Source organism: Calothrix rhizosoleniae SC01 (assembly GCF_900185595.1).
Taxonomy (GTDB): Bacteria; Cyanobacteriota; Cyanobacteriia; order Cyanobacteriales; family Nostocaceae; genus Calothrix_A; species Calothrix_A rhizosoleniae.
The window spans coordinates 1-15,859 of record NZ_FYBH01000072.1 but is presented as its reverse complement, the minus strand read 5'-3'; the positions used below and the strand labels follow the sequence as shown (position 1 = coordinate 15,859).

12 protein-coding genes are annotated in these 15,859 nt (G+C 40.8%); 9 read left to right on the top strand and 3 right to left on the bottom strand.

Annotated features, from left to right (window positions below):
* Positions 1-16 precede the first annotated feature (16 nt).
* Positions 17-1,261, bottom strand: coding sequence for a carboxyl-terminal processing protease CtpA (gene ctpA, locus CALSC_RS04270; RefSeq protein ID WP_088240171.1), 1,245 nt, complete (start codon positions 1,259-1,261; stop codon positions 17-19).
* 370 nt (positions 1,262-1,631) lie between these two features.
* Here ctpA and petB point away from each other — a divergent pair, with 370 nt between their 5' ends.
* The 4 genes from petB to CALSC_RS04250 all read left to right on the top strand — a co-directional run bounded on the left by petB (position 1,632) and on the right by CALSC_RS04250 (position 5,453).
* Positions 1,632-2,279, top strand: coding sequence for a cytochrome b6 (petB, locus tag CALSC_RS04265; protein ID WP_088240170.1), 648 nt, complete (start codon positions 1,632-1,634; stop codon positions 2,277-2,279).
* A 198-nt stretch (positions 2,280-2,477) separates the two neighbouring features.
* Positions 2,478-2,960 carry a cytochrome b6-f complex subunit IV gene (gene petD, locus CALSC_RS04260; protein ID WP_088240169.1) on the top strand — a complete coding sequence of 161 codons (483 nt, stop codon included), beginning with the start codon at positions 2,478-2,480 and terminating at the stop codon, positions 2,958-2,960.
* Between the two features lie 877 nt (positions 2,961-3,837).
* Positions 3,838-4,260, top strand: coding sequence for an ATP-binding protein (locus CALSC_RS04255; protein WP_088240168.1), 423 nt, complete (start codon positions 3,838-3,840; stop codon positions 4,258-4,260).
* Between the two features lie 35 nt (positions 4,261-4,295).
* Entirely contained in the window at positions 4,296-5,453 is a 1,158-nt protein-coding gene (locus CALSC_RS04250) for a glycosyltransferase (protein ID WP_088240167.1), read from the top strand.
* A gap of 343 nt (positions 5,454-5,796) precedes the next feature.
* Here CALSC_RS04250 and CALSC_RS04245 read toward each other — a convergent pair whose 3' ends face one another.
* Both CALSC_RS04245 and CALSC_RS04240 read right to left on the bottom strand, forming a co-directional pair.
* Positions 5,797-6,522, bottom strand: a complete 726-nt coding sequence (locus tag CALSC_RS04245; protein WP_088240166.1) for a pentapeptide repeat-containing protein — start codon at positions 6,520-6,522, stop codon at positions 5,797-5,799.
* Between the two features lie 241 nt (positions 6,523-6,763).
* Entirely contained in the window at positions 6,764-7,249 is a 486-nt protein-coding gene (locus CALSC_RS04240) for a hypothetical protein (RefSeq protein WP_088240165.1), read from the bottom strand.
* Between the two features lie 701 nt (positions 7,250-7,950).
* On the opposite strand from CALSC_RS04240, the gene aroF reads away from it, so the two are divergent.
* The 5 genes from aroF to CALSC_RS04215 all read left to right on the top strand — a co-directional run.
* Positions 7,951-8,820, top strand: coding sequence for a 3-deoxy-7-phosphoheptulonate synthase (gene aroF, locus CALSC_RS04235; RefSeq protein ID WP_088240164.1), 870 nt, complete (start codon positions 7,951-7,953; stop codon positions 8,818-8,820).
* A 186-nt stretch (positions 8,821-9,006) separates the two neighbouring features.
* Positions 9,007-11,013, top strand: a complete 2,007-nt coding sequence (gene fusA, locus CALSC_RS04230) for an elongation factor G (RefSeq protein ID WP_088240163.1) — start codon at positions 9,007-9,009, stop codon at positions 11,011-11,013.
* Positions 11,014-11,381: 368 nt separating this feature from the next.
* Positions 11,382-12,824: a TldD/PmbA family protein gene (locus CALSC_RS04225; RefSeq protein ID WP_088240162.1), complete on the top strand. Its 1,443-nt coding sequence runs from the start codon at positions 11,382-11,384 to the stop codon at positions 12,822-12,824.
* Positions 12,825-13,114: 290 nt separating this feature from the next.
* Positions 13,115-14,461: a TldD/PmbA family protein gene (locus CALSC_RS04220; protein ID WP_088240161.1), complete on the top strand. Its 1,347-nt coding sequence runs from the start codon at positions 13,115-13,117 to the stop codon at positions 14,459-14,461.
* A gap of 208 nt (positions 14,462-14,669) precedes the next feature.
* Positions 14,670-15,859: AAA-like domain-containing protein (locus tag CALSC_RS04215; RefSeq protein ID WP_200817562.1), on the top strand; the 1,190-nt coding region annotated here is incomplete at its 3' end.

Sequence of the window (15,859 nt, the reverse complement as noted above, 5' to 3'; positions counted from 1 at the left end):
CCCAACTCCCAACTCCCTACACTGCTCCTGCTACCAGAGAACTTTTCTGTAACATATCCAGAGCAGCTTGGTACTGGAGATCAGCTTGAGTCCCAATCTGGTCACGTTGGATTGATTTTTGATGAACTACCTTGTCTGGTTTAATCCCGAGTTTATTGATATCTCTGTGGTTGGGGGTTTCATACTTAGCAATTGTCACCGCCAAGCCAGAACCATCGGCTAACTCAAATAATGACTGAATTAAGCCCTTACCAAAAGTAGTTTCTCCCACCAGTTGAGCCCGACCATTGTCTTGCAATGCTCCAGCTAAAATTTCACTAGCACTAGCTGTACCTTCATTCACCAAAATTACCAGTGGTTCTTGAGTTAGGGATGGACCAAATGATTCAAAACTGCCCAAAATACCTTGTCGATTGACAGTATAAACCACCGTACCAGAATCTAACCAGAGACGAGCCACTTCAATCCCTGATTGGAGTAAGCCACCAGGATTATTACGTAAATCGAGAACATAGCCAGCAGCACCTTTCTTTTCTAAATCATTAATTGCTTGGGCTAAATCTTGAGGGGCATTAGCATTAAATTGAGTCAGACGGAGATAGCCAATCGGTACACCTTGGCCAGAAGAATGCAATTGTGCCACTACGGGATTGAGTGTAATGCGATCGCGCACAATTCTAATTTCTTTTTGCCCTTCTTCATCTCTTTCAATGAGTAAAGTCACCAAACTACCCACAGAACCACGCATTCGGTTAGCAGCTTCATCGAGAGTCAACTGTGCTGTGGAAACACCTGCAATTTTTAAAATGCGATCGCGAGGTCTCATACCAGCTTTCTCTGCTGGGGAACCAGCAATAGGAGAAACCACTTCCAACTTACCTGTTTGAGGATTCAAGGCAATTTGCAATCCAACCCCAGTTAATTCACCGGAAGTATTGACTTGCAAGCTACGGTACTGCTCGGGATCTAAAAAGCGCGTAAATGGATCGTCCAAGGTTTTGAGCATACCCTGAATGGCTGTATAAGCTGCTTGATGATTGTTGAAGGGCTTCTTCAATGCCTGGCGACGTACCCCATACCAGTTTTGATGGTTAAATGTTTCATCTAAATAAGCACGGTTGACAATTCTCCATGCTTGTGAAACTAGTTGCTGTTCCTCTGTTAACGCCATTGCTGGCTGACAAAAACCCAAAAAGCTGATCCAGACGACCAATAGTAGCACTAATCCCGACCGAAAAACCCGCTTATGCATAAACTCCATGTTTATTTCTACTTTTAACCCAAATAATCCAAAAATTGGTGCAGTTACCTTGCTGTTGATGGAATCCTTCTCTTGACTATGTTACTTTTTTTATAGAAGTGATGCATGGAAAAATCATTTAGTTTAACTCCATGATGGCGGTGCATCCTACTCACAAAACGATAAGATCTACTTTGTGTCTACTATTTATTATTTTCAGACACAGGGAGAGCGCAATACATTCCTCCTTAACAGAGTGTTAAGTTTCTTTAAACTAGTATTAGCACTCTGGCAACTAGCTAGCCAAAAGGGGAATTGATGTTTGCGAATCCCCGAATTGCTAGTTGGGAGATCAATCAACCCCCACATATTTCTAGGAACTTGTAATTGTATGGCGAACGTTTACGACTGGTTTGAGGAACGCTTGGAGATTGAAGCACTTGCTGAAGACGTGACTAGCAAGTATGTCCCTCCCCACGTCAACATTTTCTACTGTTTGGGCGGAATCACCCTAACTTGCTTTCTGATCCAGTTTGCAACTGGATTTGCAATGACTTTCTATTACAGACCTACTGTGGCAGAAGCTTATGCTTCTGTGCAGTACATCATGAATGAAGTTAACTTTGGTTGGCTGATTCGCTCCATCCATCGCTGGTCTGCCAGTATGATGGTGTTAATGATGATTTTGCACGTTTTCCGCGTTTACCTAACTGGTGGGTTTAAAAAACCCCGAGAATTAACTTGGGTGAGTGGAGTAATCATGGCAGTCATTACCGTTTCCTTTGGTGTGACAGGCTATTCTCTACCTTGGGACCAAGTTGGTTACTGGGCTGTGAAAATCGTGAGTGGTGTACCAGAAGCAATTCCCATTGTCGGTACTACCATTTCTGAGCTTTTACGTGGTGGTGCTAGCGTTGGACAAGGAACTCTAACTCGCTACTACAGTGCCCACACCTTCGTACTTCCCTGGTTAATTGCAGTCTTTATGCTGTTCCACTTCTTAATGATTCGTAAACAAGGAATTTCTGGTCCTTTGTAATCAACAGCTATTAACCATTAGCCAGCAAAAATAGGAATAGTCAAGAAGTGTTGGTTTGATTTAAACTTGTGGCTAATAGATAAAACATAAGTCACAAACTGCAATACATTGGCATATTCCTTGGAAAACTGCTGACTGTAAGTTAATGACTTAGGTAAATGCTTTCAATAAATTGAAGCAGGAGAGCACATTCAAACAATGTCAATACTGAAAAAACCCGATCTTAGCGATCCCAGCTTAAGAGCAAAACTGGCAAAAGGCATGGGTCATAATTACTATGGCGAACCAGCTTGGCCTAATGACCTACTGTACATTTTCCCAGTTTGCATTATGGGGACTTTTGCTTGCCTAGTGGGTCTAGCTATTTTAGACCCAGCAATGACAGGTGAACCAGCAAATCCCTTCGCTACCCCTCTAGAAATTCTACCTGAGTGGTACTTGTACCCAGTGTTCCAGATTTTACGTTCAGTACCCAACAAACTTCTAGGAGTATTGTTGATGAGTTCTGTACCTGTGGGTTTGATTTTAATTCCCTTCATTGAGGGCATCAACAAGTTCCAAAATCCCTTCCGCCGTCCAGTTGCTACCACTGTTTTCCTATTTGGTACCCTAGTAACTATCTGGTTAGGTATAGGTGCTGTATTCCCATTAGATAAGTCCCTGACATTGGGTTTATTCTAAGTAGGAATGCTTCTATCCTAGTTCTGAATGGATGAAATTTTTAATTTGGCGTTGTTTGCTTGCCAAAATTATGTTTCATTCCCATAACAGGAAACAGGATTGAACTACTGTGACGCCTGTGAATTTCTGCAAAAGTGGTAATTACTTTTACAGAAATTTAACAGGCGTTTACTTGTATAATTAGAGCCTTGTTGAGATTAAGATATATGTAGCGCTACGCGCAAGTAATTAAGTAGAGTCTGCTGAATAACTGAAAAATATTGATTTATCAATGCTTTGAGGCTATTTTATTGGGGAGGGGCGTGCAAGTAAATTCGGATTTTAGGTTTAAAATCCTTGCATCTGTTATTTTTTCTGGCAAAAAGAATAGAAATAAAGAGGCTGGAACTACTCCCTAATCCCTACTCCCTACTCCCTACCCTCACTAAAAGACTTTTTCAGCAAGCCCTAAGTAACAAGTAATAACTCCCAGTTCGTCCATTTGAAATCGAGTTCCGTCGTGGGAGCATCTTACTCTCTCATATATGAATCCAGGTAACATGCCTAAATGACAAGATTTGTTTGGGATTCTCCCCTGCTAAGAGCACCTTTTTCCCTGCTTCTTCTAGTCATCAGTTTTCCCAAATGAGGAAAATTTTTTTCTGCCTAAATCACAGATATATCAGCAGTCTGGAATGGCATGGTATTAATACCCTTGACAAATGGATAAGATAAAAGTTATTTAATCGAACTACTGAGTTTATTAAAATCGCACCTCTATGGAGCAGTCAAAAGTTTCTGATTGCGGGCTTTTAGGCTAGTTTAAATGGTTGGCAAATTCATATCTTGTTTTCGTAGTAATTATTTGTTGATTTTAGTCAAGGTCCATGCTTAGCATATGCAGCAAGACCACCTGACAGTAAGGAGCGAACTAAAACTTCTCAGCCTAGTACAAAAGTGGTTTGAGAAATTTTGTTCCAAATATGTATATAAATTTGGTTGGTCAGAAATCCAAGTTTATGGTCTCAATTTGGCCTTAGCAGAAGGCTTTACTAATGCTGTTCGCCATGCCCATCATTCCTTACCTCCAGAAACTACCATTGATATTGAGGTGAGTTTGTGGCTTGATCGCTTAGAAATGAGAATTTGGGATCAAGGCAAACCTTTTAACCCAGATGCGATCGCTGAACCAAAGCCTGGTACTTTACAAGCTGGAGGATATGGTTGGTTTCTCCTACGCCGTTTGTCCGATCAAGTGGAATATGAACGTGGTGATGATAATCGCAATTGTTTGCTAATTATCAAGTATCTTAGTTCATAGATACTGTGATTTATATAACTCGTAAATATTTGGATATGGGTGAAAATTCGAGTCGTGCAAACAATTATCTATTTGTGTTTATAGAAGTTTTTGCCTGTGAAGGTGGAATTCAATCTTATGTAAAAGATATATTTCAGGCTTACTCTACATTTAAAGAAGATATTAGGGGTGAAGTTTTTTTGTTACGGGATACCCCTAATCATGACAATCCTTATGCATCAGAACGTTTAAAGTTTCATTATTTTAAATCTCTATGGCCACAACTGGGAAGAACCAGAATGGCAATGGCTTTATTGATGCATATGCTGACTCAAAGACCGATTCACGTTTTTTGCGGTCATGTTAAGCTGGCACCTCTGGTAGCAATGGTATGTCAACCCTTGAAAATCCCTTACACTGTGATTACCTATGGCAAAGAGGTATGGGAACCATTAACACCAGTAAGAAAAACTAGTGTACAAAATGCTGCGGGGATTTGGACTATTAGTCGTTATACCCGTCAACTTGCTTGTGCTGTTAACCAATTAGATGCGGTGAAATTTCAAATATTACCACCTGCGATTAATGGTGATTGCTTGACCCCAGGAAATAAATCGACGGCTTTGTTAGAGCGTTATGATTTGGCTGGGAAAAAGGTGTTGATGACCGTAGCTAGGCTGTGGTCTGGGGATATTTATAAAGGTGTAGATGTTACCATTCGGGCATTGGGACAAATTGCCCAGATCTTTCCAGAGGTGAAGTATTTAGTTATTGGTCGTGGTGATGACCAGCCAAGATTAGCAAAATTAGCTGAAGATTTGGGAGTTAGTGATCGCGTCATTTTTGCTGGTTTTGTACCTAACTCAGAATTGATTGACCATTATCGCCTTGCAGATGCCTATGTCATGCCTTCCCAAGAAGGTTTTGGCATTGTCTATCTCGAAGCAATGGCCTGTGGTATACCTGTGTTATCTGGTAATGATGATGGTTCTGCTGACCCATTGCAAGATGGCAAATTAGGATGGCAAGTACCCCATCGGGATGAAAATGCTGTAGCAAATGCTTGTATCGAAATGCTGCGAGGGAAAGACAAGCGTTGTGATGGTAAATGGATCCGAGAACAAGCGATCGCTCAATTTGGCATAGATGGATTTAACAGACGGGTGTGTGAAGCTATTTTGGTGGCTAACAACTATAGCGCTATGGGCAAGTAATACCAATTCTCCAAAATAAAGCTACACATGAACAGCAGGGGGGCAGGGAGCAGGGAGCAGAGGGAGAATTATCTGTAGCCAGGATTTAGATAAATGGTATAATAAGTAACAAGTATACTTATTACAATTAATTTCCGTAGTGGGAGCATCTTGCTATCTCATATCTTAGACAAGATGCCTACACTACAAGATTTGTTTGGGATTCTCCCTCTAATACCAGCTATAGCAATGGAAATATCGATTGAGACAATATTGTTCTACTCAAAAACTCTCAACCATCAACTAACAACTAACAACTAACAACTAACAACTACTAAAGCCTTGTATCTAGCTGATTTTCTCATCAAACATAAACCCTGCCATCAGGCATAATAGCTCCAGATAACTTTGCTCCAATTAATTTCACCATCAAACGATTACCAGAACGAATGCGAGCACCTGTTAAGTCAGCACCCCGCAAGTCAGCACCACTAAAATCCGCTCCAATTAGGTTCGCAGAGCGTAAATTAGCTTCTCTCAAGTCTGCTAAAAGTAGATTCGTTCTGAACAAAGTTGCTTCCGATAAATTAGCTCCTCTGAGAATAGCTTTGTGCATAAAAGCGTCACTGAGATCCGCCCCAAAAAAATTGGCATAACTCAAATTTCTGCTAGACAAGTCCTTATTACTCAAATTTGCCCGACTAAAGTCTTTACCACTCAAATCTTTGTATGGTGTTGATTTTTGGCTTGAGGAATATGATTGGGATTTTTGGCTGGAGGAGTATGGTTTTGACCTTTGACTAGGGGAATATGATTGAGATTGTTGGCTGGAGGAGTATGGTGGCTTGGATCTCTTTGTCCTGGAATAAGAATGCTGCATGTACTTGGATTTATAAGAGCGCAATTTCTCACGCGCCTCATTAATATCCTGTAACTTCTTTTGTGCCTTTTTCTGTAACCGAAGATTTTCTTGGGGAATGCGATCAGGATGCCACACAAACACCAAATCTTTGTAAGCCTCGTTAACTTCCTCTAAAGTTGCTCCAGGCTTCAATTCTAGGATATGATAATACCGCTCCAACTCTCTCATAAGTCATTTTGCTGGAAGGTTAACTTTATTTTGCCATTCCTTGGGCTAAAGTATAGTGATGTTTTAAGATGCATCTCCTGAAAATAATTGTTTCCTAATAATTTGTAAATTTACATTTAATTTATACTTACATATTTACAAATAAAAGAATTGTTCATCATTTTTTCACTAATGATTAAGTGATTTGTAATAAAAATTAATTAAACTAAATTTATTAAATCTACAGTTTGAATTAACTTGTTTAATTACTAATCAAACGCTGTTGTATTGCTCTCCAGTAAGCCATCACTGGAATTTGATAAATTTCCAAAACTAACCAAAATATAATCACAAAATGGGAGAAACAAGTCAATCCCGTCCAAATATAAGGGATCCAGGTGAGTGGAGCATCTGCCTTCAAGGGAAAATGATAAGCAATGCCGCCCATTAAAGCAGTTGGCAGGAAAATAAAAGCTAATGCAGCCATTATATAGCCCCAACCTAGTTTCACTCCTTCCAATTGTGCTTCAGCCCAATGGAAACCGTTCCAACGCCAAATCAAAGGAGGTTGCCTAGAAGGCATTTTGATTTCTTGCTGTTCTATATCCGCAGTAAAAATTTGGTGACAAAAATCACATGACATGGCTTCCATTAATGTCATATGACGAATTTTCCCTACACGACATAAAGGACATGGGTATTCATCTCGATCATTGAAAGATGATTTTAAAAATTTAGAATTAGGCATCGTTAATATTCTGTGTTGAGATTAGATGAAGGAGTTGAGAAGTTAGAAGTTAGAAGTTAGGAATATAGGAGTGAAGAGTTAGGATTTTGTCTACCATATATAGTACTACGAACAAGTAAAAAGTTTACTGCTCATGGGTTTCAGCATTTAATCATGTCCGCACTCTAATTTACGTAGTGCGAGAACTTAGAGAGCGGAAAATTGTGAAGATGTGACATTAGGTTGTAGGAGGCGGATATTAGTATTTTATAGTCTTACATTTACAGAATAAATCTTAGATTGCCAAAATTGTACTGACTTTACCTATTTTTTTTAGTGTTCTAGGGGTCTTGACTTAATCAGTGACTTTTGCTATGTTCGATGCATATAGAAATAAATCCAATTAATTGCCGCACAGATGTTAAGTAATTATTACTACTTTTATTTTTGGTATCAGGTGGTTCGCCGGGAGTGAATCTAGTTTCCGTTTGGAAATCACCCGACGAACCGCAGAGCAAACTCTGCGGTTTTTGTTTTTAAGGAGAGCATTAGGATTGTCATGCTTTATGTAGGTAGCTGGTTTTATAACTTTTACTTTTGGCCCAGAATAAATTCCGGGTAAAAAGCGTCATGGCAATCGCTCATTAGCACCCGGAACTTGGATGAAGTTCCGGGTTTTTGTTTTTTAACTGTCAACTGGAAAATTTTCGGAGAATTGAATCATGAAAAACGCTAAACTTGCTGCTAAAGTCCATCCTAATCACCAGAGTCTAGTCAAACTATCGGCAGATATTTCCTTTGGGGGTAGGGAATTAGTCACAATTGCTGGACCATGTACTGTAGAAAGCTCTGAACAAATGCATTCTGTCGCTCACCATCTATCAGGGACAGGGGTACAGGCTTTACGAGGAGGAGCTTACAAACCTCGCACTTCCCCCTACTCTTTCCAGGGAATGGGAGAAGCAGGACTAGAAGTCTTATCAGAAGTGCGATCGCATTACAATATGCCTGTGGTAACTGAGGTGATGTCCATTTCCCAAATTGATGCTGTTGTCAAACATGTTGATATGTTGCAGGTTGGTAGCCGCAATATGCAAAATTTTGATTTACTCAAGGCTTTGGGGAGTGCAGGTAAGCCGGTGTTACTCAAACGAGGTTTAGCGGCAACTATTGAAGAGTTTGTCATGGCTGCTGAATATATTCTCAGTCATGGTAATCCCAATGTGGTGTTATGCGAACGGGGTATCCGCAGTTTCGATAACTATACCCGCAATGTTTTAGATATTGGTGCAGTAGCAGCGTTAAAGCAAATTACCCATTTGCCTGTAATTGTTGATCCTTCCCACGCAGTCGGGAAGCGGGAACTGATAGCTCCTGTGACTAAAGCTGCTGTGGCTTGTGGCGCAGATGGGTTAATTATTGAGTGTCACCCAGAACCGGAAAAATCCGTTTCTGATGCCAGACAGGCTTTATCTTTAACAGATATGGTGAATCTGATGGAAAGTTTAAAGCCTGTAGCCACATCTGTGGGCAGAAAGATTTCTACAATGAGGGTGGGTGTAGAACCTACCCCTATTTATTGTGTAGCCTGAACGACTCAGACTTACCAATGGTTAATGAACTTGCTTGTATACATTTTTTGTAGTACACTTGTAGTATAAGCGGTAAACAGTATTATGCCTCTGTACCATATATGTATAGTGGATAACTCCAATCTAACTGACAAAAAAAGATAACTGTTTGCTGAACTGTTAGTTATTCAACCAAAGGAAGTCATTATGATCCCCCGAGAACGCATCCGAAATATTGGTATATCTGCACACATAGACTCAGGTAAAACCACATTGTCGGAGCGGATTCTCTTCTACACTGGTAGAATCCATGCCATAGAAGAAGTACGGGGAGGTGGTAGAGGTGCCACAATGGACTTCATGCCTGAAGAAAAAATACATGGTATTACCATTACTTCAGCTGCCACCACCTGTCATTGGCAAGATAGTCAAATTAACTTGATTGATACCCCAGGACACGTAGACTTTACCATTGAGGTAGAACGTTCTTTACGGGTATTAGATGGTGCAATCATGCTCCTGTGTGCGGTAGCGGGGGTGCAATCCCAATCGATTACGGTAGACCGCCAAATGAAGCGATATCGAGTACCGCGTTTGGCATTTATCAATAAAATGGATCGGATGGGAGCAGACCCATTTCGGGTCATACAAGCCATGCAAGAACGGTTGGAGCTGAATGTGGTTTTACTTCAGTATCCCATCGGTAAAGAGGATGATTTCCAAGGTGTAATTGACCTAGTGGAAATGAATGCTAGTTACTATAGGGGAGAAAATGGAGAAAAATGGCATAAAAACCCGATTCCCGATGAATTACTAGCATCAGCCCACCAAGCCAGGGAAAAAATGCTAGATACTCTGTCTTTGTTTTCAGAACCAATGACAGAAATAATACTGGCAGGTAAGGAGGTTCCTAAGCAATTAATTTGGGATACCGTCCGCCGTGCAACCTTGAGTTTAGAGATTGCTCCTGTACTCTTAGGTTCGGCATATAAAAATAAGGGTATACAAAACCTATTGGATGCGATCGCTCTTTATCTTCCTTCCCCTGTGGATCGAGAAGTAGTCAAAACTGCTGAGGGTATTAGTCTTAATCCGAACCCTGATACTTCCCTAGTAGCTGTAGTGTTTAAGTTAGCGGTTGAGTCTTTTGGACAGCTGACTTACACCCGTATTTACTCTGGTACCCTCAAATCTGGGGATACAGTTTATAATTCCCGGACGGGAAAAAGGGTACATATCGGTCGCTTAGTGAGAATGCACGCCAATAAGCGAGAGGAAGTAGAATTTGCCATCGCTGGGGATATTATTGCCCTAGTGGGTGTAGATTGTGTTTCTGGCGATACCCTATGTGGTGAGGAGCCATTAGTCTCTTTAGAAGGGATGTTTGTCCCCGAGCCAGTGATTACCCTGGCGATAATGACTCAAAACCATGAGGATGAAGAGAAACTATCCAAAGCACTGCGCCGTTTTCAAAAGGAAGATCCCACATTTAAGGTGAGTGTGGATCCTGAATCGGGTTTGACTCTAATTTCCGGTATGGGTGAGCTCCACTTAGAAATTTACATTGAGCGCATCAAAAGGGAATACAATGCTGTTGTTGATGTGGGTGAACCAGCAGTTGCATATCGAGAAACCATTTCTACTCGCGCTCCTTTTGACTATACACTCAAAAAACAATCAGGTGGTTCTGGTCAATATGCCCATGTGACTGGTTGGATTGAACCAATTGAGTCAGAGTTTGAGTTTGTCAGCCGAGTTACCGGTGGTGCAATTCCGAAAGAGTATATTCCTGCTTGTAAACAGGGTTTCCAAGAAGCGATGAGTTCGGGACAACTAGCTGGTTATCCAGTTACGGGAGTCAAAGTTACCCTAGAAGGTGGCTCTTTCCATTCCTATGATTCTTCTGAGCTAGCATTTCGAGCTGCAGCACATCAAGCCCTAGAAAAGGCATTTACCCATGCCAAACCCCATTTTCTCGAACCAATAATGTTGGTAGAGATAGAAACACCCAATGAGTATATGGGTAAGGTTCAGGGAGATATTGCTGCCCGTAGGGGTGTGTTGTTAGGTGCGGAAACAATATCCAATTACTCTATCATTCGAGCTGAAGTACCCCTAGCAATGATGTTTAGGTATTCCACTGACTTACGTTCTCTCACTGCTGGTATGGCAACATCGTCTATGGAATTTGTTTCCTATCGTGCGTGTCCGTAGGAAGGAGGGAAGGAGGGAAGGAGGGAAAGAAGTGTGGGAAGTGTGGGAAGTGTGGGAAGTGTGGGAAGTGTGGGAAGTGTGGGGAGATGAAATAACTAACTATCAAGCATCAACTACCAACCCCTAACTAGCAACTAGCAACTAGCAACTAACAACTATCAACTAGCAATTAGCAACTAGCAACTATCAACTAGCAACTATCAACTAGCAACTAGCAACTAGCAACCATCAACCATCACTCCCACACTCCTTCTGCTTTTTTATAATTGTGAATAAAATATTTTGTGAGGAAATCGTGTCACAAGTAGATGCAAAGATAATAGATTCTATAGTACAAATAGTACTTTCTCACTTCTCTTCACTCAATTATGTGGTCTGAACTGACAAAAGCGATCGCGAATCTAGATATTGCTGCTGATTGGATTGGTATTCGAGCAGTTAAAGAAACTTCATCGAGCCATTATGTCCGTGATGGTTTACCGGAATATAATGGCAAAACATCCTCCCTTGGGGCAATGGTAGAAGTTTTGGTTAATGGCTGTTTGGGCTATGCTGCAACTAATTCTCTCCAACAGTCAAGTTTACAAATTGCTGCCGAGAAAGCATACAAACAAGCACTCGCTGCTAGTAAGTGGTGGATACATTCTTTCACAGCCAAACACGAACGCCCCAAAGTTATTGGTCAATATATTTCTCCTTTTTTGGAACCTTTAGATACCATTACCCCAGGAGAAATCAATGATTTACTGGTACGGATTTGTCATACCCTGAAAATTTCTGACAAAATTGTCCGCGCCACCGCCGGTGCTACTACTAGCGAAAAAGAAACATGGCTAGTCAGTAGTAATGGCTCGGAAGTGTATCAAAAATTTCTCTCTTTGGGGACTCATTATGGAGTTACAGCCCAGGATGGAAGTATTGTCCAGCAGCGTACTAATAATGGCTGGCAGGCTCATTGTTACCAGGGAGGCTTGGAATTATTTAAACAGGACGATTTGTGGCACCATGTAGAACAAATTGGTAGCCAAGCAGTAGAACTGTTAACTGCTGAAGAATGCCCCACCACTCAAACAAATCTGGTACTGGCTCCAGACCAAATGATGTTACAAATTCATGAAAGTGTGGGACATCCCCTAGAAATCGATCGCATCCTGGGAGATGAGCGTAACTATGCTGGGGGTAGCTTTGTCAATCAAGAGGATTTTGGCTCCCTAGAATATGGTTCTCCCTTGATGAATATTACCTTCGATCCCACTGTACCCGGAGAATTTGCTAGCTACAGTTTTGATGACACCGGAGCTTTAGCAACCAGGGAGTTTGTGATTAAAGAGGGTAAACTAATGCGGGGTTTAGGTAGCTTGGAAAGTCAAAAACGAGCTAAATTACCTGGTGTAGCTTGTGCCCGTGCTTGCTCCTGGAATCGACCACCAATTGATCGCATGGCAAACTTAAATTTAGAGCCAGGAACAGCCTCATTAGAAGATATGATTGGGGATATAGAACATGGGGTTTACATGGAATCCAATCGTTCTTGGTCAATTGACGATCGCCGTCATAAATTCCAATTTGGTTGTGAGTATGGCAAATTAATTGAAAATGGTCAACTGACTAAAACCCTCCGCAATCCCAATTATCGTGCTACCACCCCAGAATTTTGGCACAACCTCAGTAAAGTTGGTAACTCCTCTACCTGGGAAATGTACGGTACACCTTTTTGTGGTAAGGGAGAACCCAATCAAGCAATTTGGGTAGGACATGGTTCTCCTGTATGCCGATTTAACAATATCGAAGTTTTCGGTGGTGGGAAATAATCAGTTAACAGTTATCAGTTATCAGTTAAGGAGATTTCCAGAATTAAAATTACCAGGCGATTACAAATTCACCGTAGGGGCGCAAGGCTTGTGCCCTTGTCATTGGTAAAATTATTTTCAGAAATCACCTAAGTAGAACGGCGTAAGAAAACGGAGTATGTCATGGAAAGTAAAGTTACCCAAAAATTTCTTTCCTTCTGCCTCCGTTCGGCTGAGCTCACGGCCGAAGCCTTGCTCCTGCCTTCTGCAACAGTATCAGTTCATTTTCCCGGTTGTAATTCAAATTATCAATGAAAAACGAGGAAATATCCGCTTTAGAGGTCAGTTTTAACCAATTAACTGCAACCCTATTAGAAAAGAAGCAAATAGACGAACATTTCACCCTGAAACTTAGTTGGGAACAAAGTCAATTTACTCGCTTCAACCATGCTCAAGTTAGGCAAACGGGCTGTGTTACAGATGGCTGGGTTGAACTCAAACTAATGGAAAATCAGCGCAGCAGTTTCCGTCGCTTTCCTTTCATTGGTAATCAACAAATAGATTGTCAGCAAGGATACCAAGCATTACAAGAATTGCGCCAGGAACTTCCCTATTTACCTGCGGATCTCTATTTGGTTTTACCCACAGGTAATAATAGTAGCCATGAAGTGCATTCCGGGGAGTTACTGTCTGAAGAATCCTTAGTAGAAATGGTGTTGTCAGGAGCCAGGGACTTAGATTTTACTGGTATCTATGCAGGAGGAGCAATAATTAGAGGTTATGCCGATTCTAGTGGTCAAAAGCACTGGTTTGCTAGCGATTCCTTTAATTTAGACTATTCCATATTTACTCCCCAAGGACAAGCGGTTAAAGGCAATTTTGCTGGTAGTGAATGGCATCAAGATAGTTACAATGCCAAAATTACATTGGCAAAAAAACAACTGGCATTACTATCCCGTCCCGTAAAAGCACTACCACGGGGACAGTATAAAACTTACTTCGCTCCCGCAGCAGTAACCGAACTTTTACTGATGCTTTCCTGGGGTGGTGTTAGTGAAGCAGATATCCAGCAGGGAAACAGTTGTTTAGCTGCACTTTCCCGTCAAGAAAAGTCTTTATCTCCATTATTCAGCCTCAAAGAAAACTTTAAACTGGGATTAGTACCCCGTTTCAATCAGTTGGGAGAAATTGCAGCCCCAGAATTACCAATTATTGACAAAGGTGTTTTGGTTAATACCCTAGTAAATTCACGGACTGCTAAGGAATATCATAAAACAGCTAATGGTGCTAATAGTTCTGAATCCTTACGTAGTCCAGAAATGAGTTCAGGAAATTTATCGACGGAGCAAATTCTTTCTCAGTTAGATAGGGGACTATATGTATCTAATTTACACTACCTTAATTGGAGCGATCGCCCTACTGGTAGAATAACAGGTATGACTCGCTATGCTTGTTTTTGGGTAGAAGGTGGGGAAATTGTCGCTCCCATTGAAAATCTCCGATTTGATGAAAGTCTCTATCGCTTCTGGGGAGAAAATTTGATTGATTTAACTAATTTCCAAGAATTTGTTCCTGAAGTTGATACCTATGAAAGCCGTCAACTGGGAGGTAGTTTAGTCCCTGGGATGTTAGTTGAGGACTTTAGCTATACACTTTAGTTTTTTGACGTAATTAAACTATAGAGATGGGCTATTTCTCGTCTCTACCACGAGCATCAACACAACCTACGTCTAAACTCATAAAGCCCCCCACAAGAAAATCTCACAATCAAAGATGAAAATAATTCCCTCACTCTCTCACTCCAGGGCGCAAGCCTTGCGCCCCTACTCCCTCACTCCCTATTTTCAAGCAAGTTAACATAAGATCATGAATATCCCTGCTAGTGAGGATTATCAATATCAATTTGGTGGTAGTCTTCCGGCTAATGCGCCTACCTATGTTACACGCAAGGCTGATGCTGATTTGTATCAGGCTTTGAAGGCTGGAGAGTTTTGTTTTGTTCTTAATTCTCGACAAATGGGAAAATCCAGCTTGCGTGTGCGTACAATGCAGAAATTACAGGCTGAGGATATTGCTTGTGTATCGATTGATTTGACGGGAATTGGTACATCAGGGCTGACTGCTGAACAATGGTATGCTGGAATTATTGATACTATTGTTAATAGTTTAGATTTAGATGAGCAGTTTGATATAGACGCGCTCTGGGAAGAGAATGAGCGATTTTCTAATGTGCAGATTTTCGGTAAATTTGTTGATAAATTACTCCAATTAATCTCCACGCAAATTGTTATTTTTATTGATGAAATTGATAGTATTCTCAGTTTAGATTTTCCCGTTGATGATTTCTTTGCCCTAATTCGAGCTTTCTTTAATCAAAGAGTTGATAATCCTGAATATCAACGGATTACTTTTGTACTTTTGGGTGTGGCTACCCCTTCTGATTTAATTCAAGATAAAAAGCGCACTCCTTTTAATATTGGACAAGGAATTGAATTAACGGGGTTTGAATTTGCTGAGGCTTTACCTTTAGCCAAGGGATTTGATGCCCAAACCAATGATACTAAAGCGGTACTAAAAGCGATTTTAGACTGGACGGGAGGACAGCCGTTTTTAACTCAGAAAATCTGTCAATTTGTCCGTGAATCTGAAACTATAATTCCCCCCGGTGAAGAAGCTGATTTTGTCGAGAATTTAGTCAGAAGTCGGGTGATTGAGAATTGGGAATATCAGGATGAACCGGAACATTTTAGAACGATTCGAGACAGAATTTTAAAAAGAGATGAGCAAAAGGCAGGATATTTATTAGATTTATATCAACAAGTGTGGCACTCAGGAGAAATTGATACTGATAATAGTATTGAACAGAGTAATTTACAGTTGGCGGGAATTGTTGTTAAAAAAGATAGTAAGTTAAAGGTTTCTAATTTAATTTATCAAACGATTTTTGACAATATTTGGATTGAGAAAACTTTAGCTAGTTTGCGTCCTTATGCCGAGAATTTTCGCCGGTGGGTATTAGTAGGAAAACAGGATGATTCTTGGTTATTGCGAGGAAA